This window comes from Mesonia ostreae (genome assembly GCF_031845265.1).
GTDB classification, from domain to species: domain Bacteria; phylum Bacteroidota; class Bacteroidia; order Flavobacteriales; family Flavobacteriaceae; genus Mesonia; species Mesonia ostreae.
The window spans coordinates 59,045-81,974 of record NZ_JAVRBG010000008.1; the positions used below are offsets into that span (position 1 = coordinate 59,045).

Here is a 22,930-nt window from a genome sequence, read left to right on the forward strand (position 1 = left end):
TATTCTTAAAAGACTATGCATCATTAGATGCTGCCGCTGCTCCTTCGTCATCAACTTCAATTGCTGGCACATCTCCTGCGTCTACTTCATTTTCATCCTCATCTTCTTCAACAATATTTCTAGAAGTTTTCACTTGACAAATAACCGTGTTATCTGGGTGTAAAATTGTGTAGTCATCGTGTTGTACAGCGGTAACATACAATTTATTTCCAATTTTAAGCGGCGTTACATTTGCTACGATATAATCTGGAAGGTTTTTAGCTAATCCTCTTACTCTCATACGACGTAAGTTAAATCTTAAAACTCCACCATTTTTAACCCCTTTAGGCACACCCTCTGCGTGTACAGGAATCTCCATACTAATCTCTTGTTTCTCCCCGTACTCATAAAAATCCATATGTAGGATATTATCAGTTACTGGGTGAAACTGAATGTCTTGAAGTACAGCGTTAATAGCACCACCATCTTCCATTTCAATTACTACAGTATGCACATCTGGAGTATAAATTAATTTGTTAAACGACACTTCTGGTGCCGAAAAATGTAATGCTTTTTCCCCTCCGTATAACACGCAAGGAACCTGACCAGCATTACGTAAGGCTTTTGTTGCCTTCTTGCCTACGCTTTCTCTTTTAGATCCTTTGATCGTAATTGACTTCATTTTAAAAAAATATAAGTGTTAATAAATAAAATTTACATTAAAAATTTAGAACTAATAGATTTGTTCTCGTGTACCGCTTTCATTACATCTGCAAATAAATGTGCACAAGTAACTACCTTTATCTTGTCATTCTTTTCCTTAAGCGGAATAGAATCGGTTACGATTAACTCTTCTAGTTTTGAATTGTTGATTTTTTTATACGCATTTCCAGATAATACGGGGTGTGTACAAATGGCCCTTACACTCTTAGCTCCCTTCTCCATCATCAAGTCTGCGGCTTTAGTAAGTGTTCCTGCGGTATCTACCATATCATCTACCAAGACTACGTTCTTACCGGTAACCTCTCCAATCAATTCCATATGAGAAATTACATTTGCTTTGGCACGTTGCTTATAACAAATAACTACATCGCTTTCTAAGGCTCTAGAATATGCATAAGCTCTTTTAGAACCTCCCATATCTGGTGAGGCAATTGTTAAATTATCAAGATGTAAATTTCTCAAGTAAGGTAAAAAGACGGTAGAAGCGAATAAATGATCTACAGGCTTTTCGAAGAAACCTTGAATTTGATCTGCGTGCAAGTCCATCGTGATGATTCTCGTTGCTCCTGCAACTTCTAGCATTTTCGCAACCAATTTTGCTGCAATAGGAACTCTTGGCTTATCTTTTCTATCTTGTCTAGCCCAACCAAAATAAGGCATCACTGCGGTAATATGTCTTGCCGAAGCTCTTTTGGCTGCATCTAACATTAATAACATTTCCATAAGGTTATCGCTACTAGGATTGGTAGAACCAATAATAAAAACGCGTGTTCCTCTTACCGACTCTTCAAAGGAAGGCTGAAATTCGCCATCGCTATAGGTAGAAGTAATCACATTCCCTAAAGATATCCCATAATGCTTGGCAATATCTTGTGCTAAACTCATGCTCTGTGTACAAGGAAAAAGCTTAACATCGGTAACTGCTTGTGACATAATGATTTGTTATTTTGGACTTATCGTAATTTCTGATTATCAATAAGTTTGCAAATTTAAGAATTAAATTGAAGCTAAAAAGAAATATTATAATTTATTTCTTGTGATATAACCATTTTATTTTTTAATTTTGTCACCCTTACAAAGCTCAAACGCTAATTTCGATTTCAATTGGAATGGTTTAGTTTTTAGGTTAAGTCTTATTTAATGTGGCTTAAAGAGTATTATTAGCTCGAGTGGCGGAACTGGTAGACGCGCTGGATTCAAAATCCAGTTTCTTCGGAAGTGCGGGTTCGATTCCCGCCTTGAGTACAAAGGAAAAGCCGAGATTTATATCTCGGCTTTTTTATTTTAGGTACAACATAGGTACAACATTTTGCTGTTTTTATCGATTTATTTTTTATTGATGTTAGATGCTTTCATTTAATATCAAATAATAATCTATTCATTTCAGAATAGTAGTATTTATCGACATTTGTTTTTCGGGTAAGATTTTTACACAACATTTCTGAATGAGAAATTCAAAATGTACACAGCATTGTTTAAACAGAAATTACTTATTCAAACTTTCTTTTAAAAATTCTGAAACCTCTTCTAACTATTGACAGCGAAAATATAAAGCCCTCAGTTGAGTTGAGAGCTTTTATTTTGATTTAATATTCTAAATTAATACTTCCGTTTGTTAAACTCATATCCGCACCTTCGTTATTGGTAACAACATTGTAAAAAGAGCCTAACAAAACTCCATCGGAATTGGTTTCTATTTCTGAAGTGAAATCAAATTGTGTACCTTCGTTGTAGGGATAAAAAACAGAAGTCAGTTCTATCTGAAAATTTTGAATAACATCGGTTCCAGTAGTTCCTTCAGCAAGTTCAAAATAAATATTATAATTATTGGAAGCAGAGGTTTCTCCAGTAACTTTAACTAGCCCATCTTCCACCACAATATTGACTTCATCAAAATCAAGAGATAATGTTCCTGCTGTCACACTCAAATCCCCTTGAGTATTTTCATCAGTCTCTTGTGTGCAATCTCCTAGGTCATCTACAATAGCTTGTATTGCTCCATTAAGATCGCCACAAGCGTCTATTTGAGCTTCCAAAGCGGTTTTGTACGCGGTACATAAGTCCGTATAATTTTCATTGGTGGCGTCATTAAAATCTATTGCAGCCTCAAGGGAAGCCGAAGCAGCAGTTTCACAATTGTCTTCTGTGTTTGAACTATCATCATCACTACTACAAGCAAATAATGTAATAATCGTTAAAAAACTTAAAATAATTTTCTTCATTACGTCTATAAAATTTACGATTAAATAATAATACAGTTAATTAATATTATTATGCAAATGTCTATGATAAAACTGAATAAAACAATGCGTGTTTTTACGTATTTTTTGGGAAATTTTTACTTTCGAGAAGAAACAATAATTAATTATTAGCTGAAAGCGTTTTTTAGTACTTGGAGAAAATCAGCCTTTATTAAACAAGGGGTATTTTTCCAATGAATACGTTTTTCTATTATTATTTTTGATGATAAACACAATCGAATCTTTTTTCTGTGCAGCATTAAATTGATTGCACCATTCTTTGGTACTTATATCCTGAACATTTTTCCCATTTAAAGAAATTAGAGTGTCCCCGATTTTTAAACCTTCTTTTTTTGCTATTGAATTATCCCATAGTGAAACAACTTGAATGGAATTACCGATTTTGAAAGGCACAAAACCAAAAGTATTATTATTCTTGGTTATAGGTAATTTCTCAAAGGAAATCTCTTTATTCTTCCAATCAAAAAAAACTGCATCGGCAGATTTTAAAAACTTATTGCCTATCAATGATGTGGCAGGATTTGGAGAGATATTAATTTCCTGATTTGTTATAAAACTTAACGTATCTTTATCATCGGTTCTTTCTATAAAAAATAAGCTATCTAAAACAGCCTTATATTGATTCTGTGTTTTGTTACTTCCATATAATGTTGCTGTTGCCAAGCCTTTACCTTTTTCAAGTGGCAAGCTTTGATAGTCATCGGTATTGAAAAACAAACTATCAGGGATTTGAATTGAATTATTATAACCCGTATCCCAAGTTGCCCAGAAATCCCATTTTGACCATTTAAATTTAGTTTGTGGGTTGCCTCCAAAACTTTCCTTAAAAGCTACTTTTAATTCCGGGTTAGGAATTGTTACATTATTTTTTTTATCGGAAAAGTATATATTTTGAGAATTATAATCTATTTTCCAAAAACAGGTTCTCATTAAGTTTGCGCCAATAATTCCGTCAATAGAAACACAACGATTTTCAAAAACCGATAAATCAGTTACATTGACTCCAACATTTAAAAAGTCAATATGGCCAATAGTTATTTTGGGTAATATAGCAAAATCGGTATTAGATTTATTTCCTGAAGCATCAGTTATCTGACTGGTTTTATTGTTGTCAATTAATTTAAGTTCATCTTTAAATTCAGGAGAAACCATAGTGACAGAACCTGTATCAAATAAAAAGTCATATTTCTTGCCATTAACCTCAACAGGTATAATGATCATCTCTAAATTTTCAACAAAAGAAATGTTTTCAGTAAAATTGACCTTACCCAATTCTACTGAAAACATATACTTATTGCGAAATTCCGTTTCTTGGAACTTAGTTCCGCAAGAAAAAAATAACAACAATATTATTGTGATACAAAAAAGGTTCTTCATAATAAATAAAATTTGAATTAAACAAATGATTCAGTAATATGTATGGGTTAACAAATAGGAATTTTACCCTATACAGAATATATGATTCAAATTCCGGACATATAAAACAAAAATAATACGTCTTTTTACGTATTTATCACGCAGTGAGAATGTTACATACAGCCCTGACTAATCTGGAATGGTCAATATCTTTTCCTCTGTACTTAACATCCCGACCGTATTCTCCGTAATGACTTTAAAATGATGGTACCTCGGATTCCCTTCATTATTGGTCAGTTTTAACGTACCGGACTGTAAATCGGTATCGGCCAAGGGCAATGTAATATCATCATCGTTGGATTGTAGCTGATGGATTTTTGTCCAGTTTCCCTGGGCGTTCATTTTATACACGTGGTATTTGGCATTATAGGCTGTTTTGGGCCATTCCAATACCACTGAATGAATCTCATCATTCGTATCTGGAGGGGTCGCCGTATAGATTAAAACGGGGGAGGTTGGGGGGTTGGATTCTACCATCATACTCGCCACAATTTTTGAGGCTTGGGAAGGGGCGTATTCCGTAACCACCGTACCATCTTGCTCAGCATATTCCACTTTCCGGGATACCTTTACCCGGTAGAAAAGCCCATCGCCATATGGAATTTCCGGCAAATCACTAAAATCATCCGTGATCGTCCATACATGATTGTCAAGAATCCCTTCAGCCTCCAGGTCAACTACTTTTACCAATTGCATTGACAGCACCGATTGTGCTTTCAACATCGTAAGGGATCGGTAGATGGTTATTTTCCTAACCTGCTGTACTTCCGGGAAGGCATTTATCTCCAATTGTATTTTGGGTAAAATCCCCAGAACGATATTTTCCAAGACCGGGATGATGCGTTTTATCTCGGGGGCTTCTGGAGCATTGGTGTTGACGAGTTTTATCGGCCCGAGGAACGGGCTGAAATCGCTCATCCGCATTTGTGTGCTGAGTTCCTTTACCCCATAAAAGTACAGGTTATTGGAAGTCCCGTCCAGTTTGAAATCGGTAAACAAGGTTTTGTGGGGAGAAGTACCGGTAACCTTCATCATCGGGCCCATTTCAAAATCAGGGCTTCCCGGGGGCAAGGTATTTCCATTCCTGTCTTTGATGACCTGTGATTTATCCACCGGTTTGTAATTCCCTCCCTTGAGATATTGGTACAAAATGGGCATTTCGGTCAAGGATACAAAAGCATTATAAATTGCCCCCTTGACAAAACCGATGATTTTTGGATCCCCCACCGTTAATGAACCCGGTGGGTCGGTGATCGTGGGTTGTCCCAAATCGGCGAGGATCTGGTTGACCCAATCAAAAAAGGCTTGTTTGTCAGGGTTGGGGAACTTATACCCCTCTGGAGAAACCCCGGCAGGGGGATAGGTGGTAAAGTCGCCATCGCTGACCAGTTCACCAAAATTCAAGAAGTTCTGCCATCTATTGCTCAAATATTCTTCATCATTCCCGCCCAAAACTGCTAAGCTTTCCCTTATGCTGCGAACGGTCGTTTTTTTATAAAGTACATTTAAAAGTGCTTCATCGTTGGAACGGTAGAATACCACTCCGTGGGGCTTGTGTTGGTATTCGGTCGCCAACGAATAGGTAGAACGACCAAAAAAGTCTGGTCGGGTGGCGTAAAGTGCCCCTTCAGGTTGTTCTGGGGGAAGGGCCTCCACAATTTCTTGGGCAAACATTGGGGTCGGGACACCCATTTTAGACAAGTAGTCTTCAACCGTATCATGACTTCTAAAACCAAAGATACTGTAACGTACCCCTTCCCCTTCAGCAGGAAGTAAGTCCTGATTGGTCAACCCAAAAGCGGCATTTTCATAAAGATAGATTTTATACCCAGGGTAAAAATTAACACTAATACCCGTTCCAGTTTGGATACTATCATAACCTGTGTCGCTTGAATATGATGGATCCTGTACATATAATACCAAATCATTGGAGGTACCGATATTTTCAATTTTTACCACGGGAAGGACCTTCCTCGTTTTCTTGGGAACAATTCCGGATACTGTATTTTCCGTGAAAATCCTGACAATCCCTTTATACCACTCCGCTGAAACCCCATTGGAAGTATATTGCGGATGTTGGGCAAGTGAAAAATTGGCAAAGGTTATCTTATACACTCCTTCTTGTCCAGCCTGAGTATCAAGACTTATTGCTACGTTTTTCCAGATGCCTCTTGTTTTTTCAACCATCCTTTGTGCATCTCCGTTATCATCAATGGTTTTGATAACCTCACGGTGAATATTCCAGTTGTTTCCTACCTGTACCTTGAAGCTTAATGGATTGGGCGTTCCCCAACTGGCAGGGGTTTGCATATTTTCGATGGCCATAAACAGCCCGTCGGTAACCAATACTGGAAGCTCCAATTCCCCTATCGGAGGTGTTGAGGGTGTTCCTCCGCTGTTGACAATGGAATCGCTGATTTCTTTTTTATATACGGTAAATACCGGTCCTTGAGAACCTTGCGTTACTTCATGGATAATATATTGGTTGTTTCCCGAAACAAATACGCCTCCTACATAATTTGCTTCCGCTCCCGACGGGACGCTTGGAGTTATCGTTTCTCCCGTGGTGACTATTTCATAGTCCCCTGTAGTAATGATGGACAATATTTCATTGGAGTTGTGGTTGGAAACGGAGAGTGCCTTACCGGTGACGTTGTTGGGCATTTGGTTTCTAAAGAAAATATCCACTTCTTCCGCAAAGACCTCTTCGTCATCTGGGAAAAGAACCTGAGGGTTATTGATTTGGCTGACCAGTTGTTGATTGCTGTACGGGGAGTCAACAGGAACGTTATAATTCTTTAATTCGTGACCTGAATGATAATCATAGGTCAGCCTTATCAAGGTATTATCGTCACTGCTGATCGCATCCAAACGTTGTTGTTCTTCCTGTGAAGTCAAGAACAATGGGTTCTCTTCCCGAACCAACAAAGCATTGGTATTAGAAGGCGGAACTAGTGGGTTCTTTTGTTTGATGAGGGTTTCAATACTAAGCTCCAATTGGCTTATTTCGGCTCTTGAAAACCAATTGATACCATAGGATTTATAGCGATGTATTCCGCTTGCCGATTGTTTATGGACATAATATGACCGCTGGGGCTCAGGGATTAAAATAAACCGGGTTTCATAAAACTTTTCATTACCGGAAGGGAGCAGGTTGTAGTACCGGGGGTCGTTGGAGAGTTCCGGCTGTACCCAATCCCCACTGTTGATACGGTATTTTAGCCCTCCATAGACCGGAGTGGTAATGACGCTTAAATTCACTTCTGCATTGCTTACAAAAAAGGGAGAATTAATATCGTCTTCCAGTAATTCTTCTGCATATAGGCTCACATAGCGCGATATTCCGTCATAGGTATATCCATCATCGTCCGTCAGGGAAGTGTTGTTCCCATCTTCACCATCCAAAAATACCCCAGGAGCAATATGGTCAAGGTCTATGGCCCTAGGTAACCTAAAATCGGTGTTGGCAGTAGGAAGGCTCATAAACAGGTGCTGCACATCCCTTTCTCCCTGTCCATCTTCTAAGTTCGCTGTAGTATAATATTCGGCCACGTACATCCATTGGTTGGTGGAAGGGTCACTTTCCTTGTCCAATACTCCAAGCCCCAACATACGGGCGATATGGTAGTCATTGGCGGAAAAATTCAGCATATCCAGATTGGATATTTCCATATAGTCTTCCGGGTCGGAAGGGTTGTTGCCTAAAGAAACATCTTCAATGGCCGCAAAATTGTTAGCATTTTCACTCAGTTGAATGTATTTATCGACCACCTGTCTTATGTTCCGGTCGCCCTGTTCGGGGGTAGCATTCCATTTATCCTTATAATTATCGGTATTTACTAAACCCTCCGCATTAAAACGGTGCCAAACCCCATTCACATCTCCTGCTGATGGCTCCAATTGGTTAAAGGCCACTGCATCTTTCTTTGTCAGTGCAAAATCGCCCATTTCCATCCAGCCGGTCGTGTTATTGACCTCTTGTATAGTATCTTCATAAAACTCAAAGTCTATAAAGGCCAACCGGGCATTGGATATCTGCCACCTTACGGCTCTTCCGTTTTCCATAAGAAAATTCAAGGGATTATTCAGTTGCGTACCAGCAATGGTTTTTCTGTTGCTGACCACCTTAATGGCATTGATTTCAGTGGTACTGACCGACAAGGTTTCCACCTTGAACTGGGCGCTCGAACTTACCGAGGTAAATTTACAGCTTACCGCAAAAAACGGCTCCTTGATGTTTTCAACCTCAAGGGGTTCACTACCATAGCTTTCCATAAATTCAGCAGGGCTTTCCAGCGGATTGATGGACTGCCTTACCTGATTGTATTTTGTTGTATTGATAAAATGAATATAGAATTCCTTGTTCCCGGGACGATATATCCAAAGATGGTTGTTGTCATCGACTACGGCCGGGTATTGCTTCGCAAAATCAAACCTGATAACCTTTTTGGCGTAAGCTGCCTTGTAAATTTTTACATAGTCCTTGGGTTTATTGAAATTTACACTACTGACTGCATAATCTCCTTTTGGTAAATGCCTTTCTCCCAATATACCCCGAAGAGTCCAACGAAGATGTCTTCCCTTGGTGCTATCGGAACCATCAGAGCCTGCGGCCTGCAAATAAAGGTAGGGAGATTGAAGGCTGGTGAGTCCATCTTTAATGGGTATTGACACCCCTTCTCTGGTAAACTGGACGGCAGCGGTATGCGGGCTGGTACCTATCCCGCTCACGGAAAAACCTACAGAGGCAGTCTGCTGTGTTGTTGAGGAACGCAATTCCCTTTTGTATATCCCATTGCCGGTAGTGGTTATCCCACCTGTCCAAGTGCCTGCATTAGTATTGATTTGAACGGTATAGCTGCTAGGGTTGATAGTGTTCCCTTGGGCATCTTTTAAAGTTACCGTAATTTGTGAGGTTGCTGTCCCGTCAGCGGCTATCGATGTAGGATTGGCCGTAATGGTACTTTGTTTCAGGTCGGGCTGAGGAGCGGAAGCACACAATTCTTCCATTCCATTCTCGATGGTAACCACATCTATAGAGGGGGTAGCATATTCCCTTGGCGAAAATTCTTTTATGGGAATGTCAATACTTCGTATGGCAAAATTTTGAGGTGTCAGTTGAACGTTTTCATCTACTGGTTCCGATTTGCACGACTCATAGTCCAACCCTATTGAAGCTACCGCATATTTCCCTCCCGATCCCCTTAATGTATAAGCTTCAAAAGAATTTCCTATACTTTTATTGAGCAACAGGTATGGAGAACTCAACTCCGAAGCTTGGATATTTTTTACCCAATCAGTATCCGTTAATCCACTGTTACATTTATAAAGCTGGTGATAGACCCCAAAAAATAGGCCTTCGGTATTTTGGTGGATATTTTGATAAGTAGCGGTAAAATCCTTGTCTAGTAGTTTTTCATTCCCTACACTCTTGTGGTCTTCGGTAATTTCAGCCGTAAAAAAGCGAGTAAAACGACTGGGGAGGGGTTCAGTATAATCCTGTAGGAATTCAAGTACCAGACGGGGAATTCTTTGATCCTTCCCTTCATTTAGTATAAAACTCAACTTATCTTCTTTTTCTCTGGCAACTGTCTTTTTTTGAGAAGGATCATAATGATAAAAGGATCCTAATACAGAATAGCTTCCTTCAAAAACTGGGCTTGCCGCATAAATATGTAAATAATTATAACCCTGTAACTCTCCATTGTAATACAATGCTGAAGATTGAACAATATTTAAGTTCGCATTAAGGGTCAAGATGGAAGCTTCCCCATTACTATACCCGAACATAATCAGCGACCCTTCTCGCACTTCTTCATCGCGAATAATCAACAAGGGATTATTGGAAGAAATTTGTTTCGTATTGAGTAATTTTCCTTCGGGATTTATACTCATAAACTTATGGTCGATCTGTTGTACTCCGCCGTTTTGGGAATGGGTTTCCGTGATTTTTACGAGAAGGCGGGAATCATCCAACTTAAACAACCTGCCCCGCATAGACAAATGCGTGTAGAGTGGTCGGGTGTCCCGTTTATCATAAAGTTTTTTTACCCAAATCAAGCTCCCATCATCTTTTAGTTTTACCAACAAAAGGTTTTGGTCATCGGCTCCAAGGAGCATCAGTTCTCCAGTTTTTGTAAGCTCCACTAAATCGGTAAAATGTGTTTTTGTCCAAGTGCTGCCACTCACAACGGTATCCGGGAAAATATAGCGTTTTTGCCAGACCATCGTCCCATCCGAACCCAACTTGGCCATATAGAACTGGTTGCTTACCGTTTCGGAGGATACATATATCCAACCTATCACATAAGTAAAGGAGCCTATTCGTACCAATTGTCGTATCGATACAGTTGATGAAGGTGTGTATAAATTAACGTAAGCCATTGCTGTTTTTTTTAATCGTTGATAATAATGTTTTCTACTTGTACCGTGTCCTCAACCACATATGCATTCCCGTTCCAGTTCATATACCTGAATCTGAAGTTTAAAAGTGAAGCGGTAATCTCTAAATTGCTGTGCATAATGATGGCTTGAGAGTAGTCGTTGCTGTACAATACCTTATAAGCATTGTTCACACTTCCGGTATCAAACAAAATGGCAATCATTCCTTCGACTTCATTTAATGGTATTTTTGGATTGTTAAAAGGCTCCGGATTCCTTACCAACAGAGCGACCACTTCTCCAGTGCTCTTATTAATAATCTTTAAAAATTCTGTTCTTACCGGTGGATCCAAAGGACGCATTTCCCATACTCCCTCGATTATCCGGTCAAACAGATCCTGATATTGATTGGCCAAAGGATAATCATTTGTTTGACCACCAGGATTGGCAATAATGCCGTAGGTCTTTTGGATAGCTGCTGAAGTGAGTTCCACGCGGATATTAAACACCGCCTGTTTTTGGCTACCTGTTTTCTCATCTTCAATAACATAGCTGTTCACTTGCTCGGCAAAATTCAAATAGCGTGACGTTTGGAACACATATTCGTGTACGGGCTCACTTACTATATTATCAGTCGTTTTCTCAAAAGCATTATAAAACAAAGCAGTATAAAGTTTTTGAGGCTTTAGATTAGTCAAAGTAACCGTGAAATAAGTGCTGTTCGGTTTAATCGGGTTTCCTAAATCTATTTCACAGGGTAATTCTGCATTTTCAATCATATTGTTGATTGCTTCGATATGCGGGGGTAGTATAGGATCGGTATCCGCTTCCCATAAGTACCCAGCCTGGTCGGGGATGGGTACAGTATTTTCGTCATAATCTACAGGTAATGGGTAAGGCACCACAACATCGGTAACCGGATCTTTAATGGCGATGTGCATTTGCCCTTCCAGTTCCGGCATATTGAGGTAAGCATACCATTTTTGGAACATATGCTCGGTCAGTGGTTTATTGAAATAAAGGGAAATCCTGCATTGCTCATTGCCATAAAACAAAGGTTTTGACTTTAAAAGGTTCCCGTTGGCATTCGGGTACGAACGATTATAGTCAATATAAGAGCGTAGGGAGGTCAACGGATATTCCTCTGGTTTGGCTCCCGATGGTAAGTAACCCGATGCTGGGTTTTTATGGTAATGGCCCACCGGACCAACAGTCTTAAATCCGTAATAGAAATTATAATTTCCGGGGCTACTATCCCCATTGTCCACTTCATCTTTTAAGGTGTATTTAATATAATAGGGCGTATTGGGTCTCCAAATAGGTTGAGCTTCTTTTTGCAACGCATCGATCATTGACTCGAAATCTTCTTGTATAGCTTCCATTCCAGGAACAGTCTCGTTCCACTGGTGGTCTTCAAAACTTAGCCAACAGATTTGCTGTAAGGAAGTATTACATCTCAATTGGGGAGAGTCATTACAATCACATTCCCCTCTCTCTTTTATAAATTCCAGAATGTTAATAGTCGTTACCCTAAATTCATAGTAAAAGCTAATTAATGCTGAAGCGGAAATTTCTTCTGGATAACGGTTCATCAGTTCGTTTAGTTTGTTTAACTGTTCTTTGAAACGGATATATAACTCACGCATAGATTCGATGAGATGATAATCTGGGTTCGCCTTGTCAAAACTCAATAAGATGCTATGGAACTGGTTAAAGCAGTCTTGTTGCCTTAACAGGAGCTCAATTTCTTTTTCACTTACTGGATAGATAAAACAGCTTTCAAACAAAGCCAGCAACTGGTTGTATAGTTCACATAATTTTTCATCCTTTTGGCAGTCCCCATTTTGTTCAGTGCAGCCAGAGGTTTTTAACTTGTTTAATTCGTCCAATAGCTCGTAGTACCGTTCCCTGTCGTTGGGTTCGGTAATATTTACAATACCACTTGTTTCTTCGTAGGTCACTGCAAACAGTTGGTTAATTTGTTCTTCAATAGCCTGTATGGTCAGTGCATTGGGGTTTTCGGGTTGAATGATCACTTTGGTAATAGGTTTATCCTCATTGAGGTACTCCACCACGGAGTTGAGCTGTGAAGTCGTTTTGTATTCTTGGTGCACCAATTCGTATTGAACAAGACTAATGCTATCATTGATTATAGACCTGTAATATTTAATGGTCACCCCATGTCCCAAGGTTGTCAACAAAAGCTTGACTTTTACCGAAGCTTCTGGAAGATAAATAATTAGTCCATTATCATTATTGAAGGAAAGTGATTTAGCAAAACCGTGTACGTTGCCCTCAATGGTTACCTCCATATATTCATTATTTACTGGTACGGCATTGCCATTGATGATTTCATAACCTGTATAACCGGTCAGGGTATAATAGGCCCCGTTGATAAAGCTCCCATTGTATTGTGTTGGCGGATAATACTTTTGCCCTACATTTTTATTAAGTACATTGGAGCAATGCTCTTTCTTTAAGGTTTCTTGACAATATAAAGTGGAAGGTCCCAGTCCGTATTGTTCGGGAATATGCCAACCTGGTTCCCCTGCTTCCATATAAGTAAAAGGGGTGGTTGCCATCAACCTTATAGTATCGTACTGTTTTTCCTTAATCTGCCAATAGCCAAGACGTAAATCGGCCACATTGGGCCTGTTGTCCGAATCTACTACTGCTTCAAAAGGATGGTAATCTTTCCAGCTGCTGCCATTCCAGGCTTTAATTTCAATATCCTCAATGGAGTATCGGTGTCTTACCTGTCGAACTTCCCTACCGCCACGGACTGTTTTTTGCGGGGGGATCAAATCCACAGTATTTTCAGGAGCAAAGGTATAGCCTCCTATTTTCCCAGAAACCGCCCCAGGCACCAAGCCTTTTTGTGTTTTAAACTCGATATAGGTATCCAATGGAATAACCTTATTGATCTGTGAAGCAGAAGGTGCTGAAGTAAAGACATTAAGTTCAAAGGCTTCATTGGTCAGCATATGTACCCCTTTGACCAATTCACTCCTTCTGCTATTGGGTAAGGGGGATACAGGCAAGCGATCCACAGTATTACTCTTCTCCCATTTGAGCTTAATGGTAAAGGATTTACAAACTTTGGCAAAAATAATTTTTACACAAGCCCTGATCCTCACTTCTGCATAAATCAAGAAAGGTTTGGCTGCTTCCGCAGAGAAAAGGGCATTCAGCTCCAACGATATCCCTATGATCCAGATATCAATATCAATACCGCCACCAGCAGCAATATAGCCTCCAATTTGTGGACGCTCAAAACTTATGAACCCACCTACCTCTAAATATGCGTATAGGTGTACTTTTGCGGGACCGAAGCGTTTTCTCAAATCAAACTCTGCTCTTGCTCCAGCTTCAATACCCTGTGCTGAAAGCATCAAGTAGGTTTGTGCGGTCACGATGGTTAATACCCGGGCACTTATCGGATCTTGTTTTGTTCCAAAATTTACATACCAAGCCGAAGGAGCATCAAAGAAGAAACCGGATTGTACTTCGGCATAAAGATCTAATATCCAACCATTATTTGATGGAACTTTAAAATCTGCTCCCATACCCATTTCTATGGAATTGTCTCCCCAAGCAATAAATGCAAAGAATGGAGGCTCATTTGTACTGTCAAGACCAAGACGTGCACTAAGAATAGAAGCTCGACCATCAATCATAAACAACGTTGGCAGGGATAATACTAACATTACCCTTGCTGAAATAGTAGTTCCCCCATCAAAACTGGTACCCAATACTGCTCCTGCACCAAGGGCTACCGGTGCGGTATAGTCTAAACTTTCGGGCGGTCCTGAAAATTTGGAAACGTGAATTCCCCTAGGTGGATATGTATAATAATCATACCAAGTATCTTCACCAGACACCAATCCAACAGCCTCCTTTTCTGCTACATAGGTATAACCCAATAAGCCTCTAAACCCATAAATACCAAGGGGGCCAATAGGGATAGGTGCTGGTAAATCTAGAAATGCATCAATTATAAAAGCTGGATGTTTTGGCTGTAATTTCATTGCTGCCCCTCCCGCTATTTTTGCTTTAGGTAGTTTTAAAGAAATTTCACCCACGTACTCTGGCGATTCGCCTGGTTCGGGTAAGGATAACATTCCATGTATAATAGCTATAGCACTTTCTGGGCTGGCCGTACCAGGAATGACTAAGTCAATTTCTAAAGATTTTATATGAATAAAAGAGTCTCCATCGTCTCCAAAATCATCATTATCTGTAGTGTAGTAATATTTAATCCCGTCCCCACGGACATCAATGCCCAAGGGATCTAAGCTGATACCGCCGTCAAAGCCCCAGTAGTTGTACTTGCGCATATCGCCGTTGTATTCCAATTGGGTGGAACCGTAATGTACCCCTGTTACGGCCATTTCTATGGGCCCGAGGTTTAAAGATATACTGAGCGGGATAAAGCCGTTGCCCCCTACGATTTCAACGGTGCCGTTGTCATAAACCCGTAACTTGGGAATTTCTATGATTTGGTTGTCGATGAGTTTGGCCATTACCGGGTTTTCAAACCAGATTTGGCAGGAAGTACCGATATAGAAGTCATCGTTTTCCCTACCTAATTCTAAGGTCAGGAAGTTAAAGGTCACAAAGTTGAACAGGGTAAACGGGATGCCTTCGGGTTCGGAAGCTGTCAAATTAAAATCGCCTTCTTCATTGATATGCCCATTAAGATAGACCAAGGCATCATTTCCTTGTGCATCTTTGAGTTTGGGGATTTTTAACCGCCCGGCGATGTTGGACTCCACAACACTGTTTTGCTTAAAGGTCAAGGCAAAATGGTTAAAGCCCACTTCCCAATTGCCGATTTTCATATCCATATAGGCTGCCCCGTTATTGGGTTGCCCGCCTACGGTTTCCAGGGCAATGGTGCCTGATACCCCTCCGGTACCTATGAGCATATTGTATCCGGCTAGTTGGAGGGTGGAGTTGTCGATGTTGTTGAACCAATTTTTGGGAAGGGTTACCGCTACATATTGGGTATAGATTCCGATAAAATCCTGAGACCGACCATCCAGATCAGCTTCTATAATATTGGAATTTTTGCTTAAATCCAATTTGGCATTTACAATATCTATCCCCAGACCTGTATTTCCGATTTGTGAGGGATGATTAAGGCTTACTGCCATCTCTTCACGGAAATTGATCCCTCCTTGTGTACTAAATTCCAAGTCCCCTGCATCAAAAACAAGGATGCTTTGTTCCGGATCGGGGATCGGGTTTCCTGAAGCATCCACGGGAAGCAATATGTTTCGAGGGAAGGCAAAGCCTATTGCCAATGAGAGTGAGGCCTCTATTTTTGGTATGATTATCCGCTTTATATAATCTTGGATGCTTTCCCCGGTAAGGTTTTGTGCGAACTGGTTTAAATTGTTTTGATAGGTTGTATTGTCCGCATCTATAATATAAACCTGGTTGACGACCTCTTGAATACTATCTGAAATTACTGTACTGCCTTCAATCGCCCCCCGGATCTCCTCGGCCATATTTAACGACGTATCATCTTGCGGATAGGGGATTTCATTGCTTCCAGAAAGGCTATAGTGTTGATTGACCTTATCGACAAATCCTTCATAATTAGACAATTCATTACTGCCTTCAAAAACCTGAACCGCTGTTTGCAATAAATCCGTATCGCCCAGGCTTAACGTTTGGTTAAGTATGTTTTGTAAATCAGCAGGCAAATATGAAAACCCTCCCAGATTAAAGCTGCTGATGAGTGCCAAGACCGGCCAGTTGTAGTTAAGTGTAAGCGGGATAAGGGTTTCCCCGGCATTACCGGGATTAATGGCAATGGAAAAACCCGTGTTGAACAAATCTAACTTGAGCTGCTCCCCAGTAACCAGCACCAAGTTGTAATAGCCCTGTGCCCCATCATTGCTTTGGACATACTGGAGCTCTTTGTAATAGATTTTATCCAATGCATTCTGTAGACCTGTTTCCAAAAACTGTAATTCTTCCGGAAAGTCATCTAAGCTTACCAAGGTGCCGATATTGGGATAGAAGGATTGTGCCATAAGATTATTTTTTATCGTCAATAAACTGTTCCAGTTGTTCTTTATCAAATTTTAGCTCATTAGCTTTAGCAAAATCAATAAACTCTTTTATATCAGAATTTTTGTCAATAAAATATTTATAGTATTTAAGAGTTAAATCAAAATCTGACTCCAAAATCGAGAAGAATTCTGTTTCTTGAAAATCTTTGTATTCTTTGTAAGTATCATCAATACTCATTTCTCTGGACTCTTGTTCTTGTAATAATTTAAACTCTTCGTGTGTAACATTGCTTCTTAACAGACTCCAGATTTCAAATAAATTTCTATCACACTCTGTTTTGTTGCTTTTAAGCTTGATATCATCAACAGTAGATTTCAAAATACTATTTAATATCCTTGGATGATTTTTTGCAATTATTTCAACAGCCTGATTTTCTGTATAATATCCCGGAAATATTTTTGAGTATTCTGGTCCTACTTTTTCGTCAAAAAGTGATATAAAATGTACTTTTTCCTTCCAGTAATTCTTTGGGTTTTTGTAGTCATAAATATCTTTATCAGGGAAAAATTCTGTAACATCATTTCTTTCAAAAGATTTAATACCAAACCTTTTATCATAATCCTTAATAAAAAAGATGCCTTCTTTGAACTTGATATTTGAGATATACCTATTAGGGTTGTAATACGCTTTTTTGCCTTCTACAATATTTATTTTACCTATCGAATCTATTATTGTTCCAAAAAAGTAGTTATTTCCAATACTATTATGTGAAGGAAAGACAAGGTACATTTTCTGTTTTCCATTTTGGATTATAATTATCTCGTCTATTAATGGGTAAGAAAAATAAAACCTATTTTTTGTTTTGGATTTATAAATTAGGTTATCACAATATTTTGGAATTTTTACTTCGTATAGTTCTATATTTTTAACACTTAAAAAATCTTTTGTTATTATATTATTCCAACTATGATGATTATAATCAGGCTTTAACCTAATACTTCTCATATAGATATTAGTTTTATCAAAGGATATACCTTTTATATTCTCCATAATGCTTATAGATTTACCTGCACACGGAGAAGGCTGCCCCCAAATGTTAATGTGGATAACCAATAAGAATGTTATGAAAATTATTTTCTTCATATTATAGACTATTTATCATTTTTTCAATGATATATTTTATATCTGTAAGCATTTGATCCCTATCAGTAACTGGGTCTTCTTTTAAAAACCCTATATGGATATGGCCAGTTTTAAGATTAGGACGTAGTGTGTTTCTCAAATTGGATACACGATAGTGTATCTCATTTGAAAAATAAAATTGTCCAGATCCCATACGAGCTTTGATTTTGAAATTTTGAAAATTGCCAGTCCAAGGTTGAGAGTCAGGATAATTCATCCAAGAAGGAAATTTGATATAATCAGAATCACCAGAATCAACAAATTTTAAATCATTTGACACTTGAGAATTATTAAAAAAATTGTGGTCATCAAATTGAGGTTTACCAGGATCTAGAAGATGCATATCAATTGGAATTACTGAACGATTATTCCAAAATGTATATGGCGGCCGATATATTTGAAATGCTCTTGATAAAGAATGCAAATTAGTTACATTTTGATTAAGTATTTCAGGTGAAATTTGATCAGCATATATCTCCCAATACGCTCTATGGTTTAAACCTATTACGCAGGGACTTCCAGGTATTTCTAACACATTACCAACCGCTAATTCTCCATATGGCAATATATTCTCAATAAATGTCTCGCCAATATTCAGGTTAGTGTCTAAGCCTGTTTGGGCATTATTACCATCTAAGGTTCCATATCTAAAATCTGAAGCAAACCTATCAATTTGAAAATCATAGTTATCTATTCCATAACTAAATGTAATAATCATATCTACTAGTGGGATAAATGGTCTAAAGAATTTCTCTACTTGTTCATCATTAAATTCCTTGTACCGAACCGGGAAAATAGTAGAACGAATAACACCTACATCATTTCCACCAGAGTCTTCTATTAACTCACCGTCTAATGCTAATGCTATATTTCCACTTGAATTAGAATTATATCCTTCCCAATCAAACCCTGCTCCAAAAGGGTCAAAACCTGATATCAATACTTTTTTATAATTTGATGGATAACCGGAGAAGCTTGGTAGGGCACTACCGCTCCAACCTCTGCTTGTTTTTTCAAAAACATCTGAAAAGTATTGATATCCACTTGCACTATCTACAACAGTTTTATGATTCTTAAGTACTAATTGCATCATCAACCGAACAAGGTAAAAAATACCGTCCTTATTGGTATAAGGCTGGTTCGCCTCTCTTATTCTTTGCCTTGCTAAAACAATTAATTCAGCTCCTTTTTGGGATAAAAGGGTTTCAATTTCATCTACAGGAACTGAAGAATTCGAGTGATTTGAATATAAAATATCTAGCTCATTCCTTAATTCTAAAGGTAAAGTATTTAAAACTCCCGTCAATGTATATTGCCCATTATTTAGGGTGTGTCCATCTATCAGATAAAGTTCTCTATTACTTTTTCCTCCAGAAATATTACTCCACAAAGTTCCTAACTGTTTTATTTCTTCATTAGTTTTGTTAACTAATTTAGATAGACTTTGATTATTAATATCTAATAGTTCATCAAGAGCTTCATCTAAAACAATTGCAGATTGAGAAGAACCCGTTCTTGCATATTCCGGTGATGTAAAAATCAAACCGTCACGGGAATAGATTTCTTTATATACCGTAGTTTCAGCATAATCTCCCGAACTGTCTAACCCCGCTATTACAGCGTGATATTTGTAGTAAGGCTCATAGTCTTTATCCCGTAAGCGGTTGCCTTGCGGTTTTAGCTTTAGCATCTGCAAATGATAAGGAGAAAGGTCTGCTGCAGCTGCAGTCTTTAAATCTTCAAATTCCAGTTTTTTTAAGCCAAGAAGAAGTATATTTTCTTTTACTTTTACACTGCTTTCATAAGCAAGCGTAGCAATAAAGTTTCCGGTAGTAGGTTGGAGACTATATTTTTCTATTTTAAAATCTGGAGAAGTTTTCTGTAATGTTTCTATGAAGGATTTGTCGTTATGGGTTGCTCCTTTATAATTAAATAGATTGGAATTTTTACTCCCCGTTTTTTTAAAATAAAACTGAGGCACTGTATAAAATAAAATATTATCGTTGTCCGGTGGATTGGGGCTTGTCGAAAGATCTGTTTCGGAGACCATTCCTGTTTCCATTATACAGCCAAGCCCTTGTTTATCAATATCATTGTTAAAAATAATTTCTGTATTACCGCTTGCGTATGTATTAGATGCTACGGTATTAACCGTTTCCACTCCTTTCTTTAAAAATATCCTTATTTTCTGTCCTATGGCAAAAGCAGAAACACCAGAAAGGTCAATTGATTCCGCGATGACTTTTTTATTGCCATAATCAATAGATATAGCAGCTTCAATTGTGATTTTTAATTTATCTCCTATTTGTAATGCTCCCGGAAAACTTTCCAAAACCGTAATAGCAGTACTCGTAGAGGTTGGATTTTCTACTTTTATTACATTGTATTCACCTACATTTTGTGGGTTTGTGGAGTTAATAATATTAACTTTATTCGTGATTTGGGCATCAATTTTCTTATTAATGGTAATTGTCTTTAATGAAGAATCTAAATTGGTTATATCCTCCTCCATATCTCCTAATACAAAGCCATGGTTTAACCCATCAAAATACTTATGATGGCTACTTCCAATCCATTGTACCCCATCTTCACTGTCCCAAGGAATTTGAGTAGTTATAGGACCAAATAGATAATCGGTAGGGTTCTCCTGTGGAAAGGAATCTGCATTGTCATTTAATCTCAACTGCTTGATATAATCCAACTTTACCACAGTAGCCAGTTGTTCAGTTTCACTGGGTACGTTAGGTACTCTTAGGGTAATAGCATTGGTAAAAGCTGGTAAGGGATTGGGAATAGGGGTAGGTAATAAATGGGTTTCATCTGTAAAATAAACCCTATTGGAGGTATCATTGCTTAAAGGCGGGTCTATTTCAGAGTTGGGAGAAAGTTCTACACTCCACCCAGCAAGTAAGGGTTTTTCATTATCGTTAATCCTTAGAGCAATAGAAAATTCGTTTTCTTCATTACTTCCAGAGGTGATTACATCTACTACGTGTACCGCCCAATCGCTGGTGTAATATTCTTTAAAAGTATTATTATAATTGGGGTTATTGATATTTTCAATTTCATCTGAAGTTAGTGCAATTTTAAATTCTTTATTATCATTTGAGGTTCCCGTATCACCAATATAATTGTCATAATAATTGTAAGAATAGCCATTTTCGTTACGTATATCCAGATAGACGTTATTTTTTGTGCTGAAAGGAGTTAGAAGTGTATTGTAAATAACAACTTTTGTTTCAGCAGGAGGATCATTTACATCGCCATTACTATTACGGTATTCAATCCCTTCTTTTATATCATAATGCAAGCCATAAAAAGCGGCGGGATCGACAAAGTGACGAACAAGATCTCTTTGCCATTTCTTTTCGGCTGGACTCATATTACCACTAATCTCTATTTCAAATTTTTCTTTTTTAGCCAACTTCACATCCACAAAAAATTCTGGGTTTTCTAATATAACTTCTATTCCAATTTCCCCTATGGCAAAATTCCCAAGTTCAATTCCGCAATCAATCGTAAATAACTGAGAAGATGCAGCTAAGCTTTTAAAAAAGAATTCGTCTATATTTTTATCGTTTGCAGGTGCAAGAACATTACCAAATAAAGCTTCAAGGGGAATATCATCTCCCGGAGCCCTGTCTTGTTGGATTGTCTGCATTGCAGCCAATAATTCAGAGCCGGAAGTATTTACTTTGTTGTCAGGGTCGGTCAGGTCGTTATTATGTATAAAATCGGTTATGCTTAACCCTCGGTAGATAATGTGTTTTACGGGCAGTTTTAATTCTTTTTGATTATGGGGGCGAAGAATAAGGTTTACCTTATCTGCATTGGTAGCTTGTTGCTGCAATAGGATTGTTCCCTGTACCATCGCATAAGCTTTGGTATTAGAAGAAATGGTAAATGAACTGCTTACCCGGAACTTATCGGCAGATTCTACACCATAACTTTGGCTTGCTGATTGGGGTGCTATGGCTGTTGAGGTAAAAAAAGCTAATGCAGACATATAATAGTTATTTAAAGAAGTCAACTTATTTTTGATGTTCAATAGTTTAGTCTCTTTGCACTTATCACAGCTACCACCAACGTGCAATACAGGTCAATAAACAGGCTTGGTTTTATAGGGGAAGTAAAAAAACAAGACCATAAAAAATCCTTAAAAAGAATTAATACCTTTCAAAGGTTAACTAATAAAATAAGAAAAGCAATACGTAAAAACACGTATTTTTTATAAATAACGGTAAGATAATATCTACATAAAAATTAAGGCTATGGAAAATCCATAGCCTTAGAGCCTGTTTAAAATTTATTTAATAATTTGTATATGCTTCTTTTTGGCCAAAATTACGTTAAATTTTCAATTGACGGCCGTTAGTGTTCTAATCGAAAGGTTTATTCACTACAAATAGTCGCCGTATATTTTCCATTAATGTTATTATTTGTGGTACCAGACTCTACTTTTATTTTAAACTCTACAGCATCAGCTGTTAAGCTAATAACTTCCAAATCAAACCCACTGGAAACACTTAAAAAATCATCGGAATTGGGATCGTTAAAAGATGTATAGATGCCACTTTCATAATAACCTTCTGCATTGGGAGCAGTGATACTGATAGGAAAAGCTCCTGAAAATTCACCTTTTTCACAACCAAAACCCTCATTACTTAATTGAATTACAAGCATATTTTCTCCAAAGACTTCTCGCAAGTCTGCACGCGCTCCATCTACAATAAACTCCTCTCCATATAATATACCGCTTAGCGGATCATTTGAAATGCCATCATTGCCATTCCCGTTTCCGTCATCGTTGCTATCATCACTGCTACAAGAAAGAAGTGCGATAGAAATAAAAAAAGTAAAAAATAATCTTTTCATCATTATTTGTTTTTAAATTAATTTCTGCAAAAGTCTTGGATAATATACATATATGCAATACGTATTTTTACGTAATTTTCGGAAATAAA

The 22,930-nt window shown here is 38.1% G+C and carries 9 protein-coding genes and 1 tRNA gene; 1 reads left to right on the forward strand and 9 read right to left on the reverse strand.

The features are described from left to right. Nucleotides 1-13 precede the first annotated feature (13 nt). Both RLT85_RS09305 and RLT85_RS09310 read right to left on the reverse strand, forming a co-directional pair. Nucleotides 14-661, reverse strand: coding sequence for a 50S ribosomal protein L25/general stress protein Ctc (locus RLT85_RS09305; protein ID WP_311401761.1), 648 nt, complete (start codon nt 659-661; stop codon nt 14-16). Between the two features lie 32 nt (nt 662-693). Next, entirely contained in the window at nt 694-1,635 is a 942-nt protein-coding gene (locus tag RLT85_RS09310) for a ribose-phosphate pyrophosphokinase (RefSeq protein ID WP_311401762.1), read from the reverse strand. A 230-nt stretch (nt 1,636-1,865) separates the two neighbouring features. Between RLT85_RS09310 and RLT85_RS09315 the strand changes: the two genes are divergently transcribed. Next, nucleotides 1,866-1,947: transfer RNA gene (locus RLT85_RS09315), tRNA-Leu, on the forward strand. Between the two features lie 341 nt (nt 1,948-2,288). Here RLT85_RS09315 and RLT85_RS09320 read toward each other — a convergent pair. The 7 genes from RLT85_RS09320 to RLT85_RS09350 form a co-directional block, all read right to left on the reverse strand. Further along, on the reverse strand, nt 2,289-2,924 hold the full coding sequence (locus tag RLT85_RS09320) for a hypothetical protein (RefSeq protein WP_311401763.1): 636 nt from the start codon (nt 2,922-2,924) through the stop codon (nt 2,289-2,291). 180 nt (nt 2,925-3,104) lie between these two features. Continuing rightward, nucleotides 3,105-4,340, reverse strand: a complete 1,236-nt coding sequence (locus RLT85_RS09325) for an aspartyl protease family protein (protein ID WP_311401764.1) — start codon at nt 4,338-4,340, stop codon at nt 3,105-3,107. A 168-nt stretch (nt 4,341-4,508) separates the two neighbouring features. Next, nucleotides 4,509-10,763 carry an Ig-like domain-containing protein gene (locus RLT85_RS09330; protein WP_311401765.1) on the reverse strand — a complete coding sequence of 2,085 codons (6,255 nt, stop codon included), beginning with the start codon at nt 10,761-10,763 and terminating at the stop codon, nt 4,509-4,511. 11 nt (nt 10,764-10,774) lie between these two features. Beyond that, nucleotides 10,775-16,804, reverse strand: a complete 6,030-nt coding sequence (locus RLT85_RS09335; RefSeq protein WP_311401766.1) for a hypothetical protein — start codon at nt 16,802-16,804, stop codon at nt 10,775-10,777. Nucleotides 16,805-16,808: 4 nt separating this feature from the next. Further along, a complete protein-coding gene (locus RLT85_RS09340) occupies nt 16,809-17,927 on the reverse strand; it encodes a hypothetical protein (RefSeq protein ID WP_311401767.1) in 1,119 nt (372 codons plus the stop codon). Nucleotide 17,928: 1 nt separating this feature from the next. Beyond that, entirely contained in the window at nt 17,929-21,972 is a 4,044-nt protein-coding gene (locus tag RLT85_RS09345; protein WP_311401768.1) for a PA0049 C-terminal domain-containing protein, read from the reverse strand. Between the two features lie 386 nt (nt 21,973-22,358). After that, nucleotides 22,359-22,841, reverse strand: coding sequence for a hypothetical protein (locus RLT85_RS09350; protein WP_311401769.1), 483 nt, complete (start codon nt 22,839-22,841; stop codon nt 22,359-22,361). Nucleotides 22,842-22,930 lie beyond the last annotated feature (89 nt).

What these genes read in the sequence shown, in the direction of transcription:
- RLT85_RS09305 (WP_311401761.1), bottom strand. Translation starts at nt 661, where the DNA reads ATGAAGTCAATTACGATCAAAGGATCTAAAAGAGAAAGCGTAGGCAAG.
- RLT85_RS09310 (WP_311401762.1), bottom strand. Translation starts at nt 1,635, where the DNA reads ATGTCACAAGCAGTTACCGATGTTAAGCTTTTTCCTTGTACACAGAGC.
- RLT85_RS09320 (WP_311401763.1), bottom strand. Translation starts at nt 2,924, where the DNA reads ATGAAGAAAATTATTTTAAGTTTTTTAACGATTATTACATTATTTGCT.
- RLT85_RS09325 (WP_311401764.1), bottom strand. Translation starts at nt 4,340, where the DNA reads ATGAAGAACCTTTTTTGTATCACAATAATATTGTTGTTATTTTTTTCT.
- RLT85_RS09330 (WP_311401765.1), bottom strand. Translation starts at nt 10,763, where the DNA reads ATGGCTTACGTTAATTTATACACACCTTCATCAACTGTATCGATACGA.
- RLT85_RS09335 (WP_311401766.1), bottom strand. Translation starts at nt 16,804, where the DNA reads ATGGCACAATCCTTCTATCCCAATATCGGCACCTTGGTAAGCTTAGAT.
- RLT85_RS09340 (WP_311401767.1), bottom strand. Translation starts at nt 17,927, where the DNA reads ATGAAGAAAATAATTTTCATAACATTCTTATTGGTTATCCACATTAAC.
- RLT85_RS09345 (WP_311401768.1), bottom strand. Translation starts at nt 21,972, where the DNA reads ATGTCTGCATTAGCTTTTTTTACCTCAACAGCCATAGCACCCCAATCA.
- RLT85_RS09350 (WP_311401769.1), bottom strand. Translation starts at nt 22,841, where the DNA reads ATGAAAAGATTATTTTTTACTTTTTTTATTTCTATCGCACTTCTTTCT.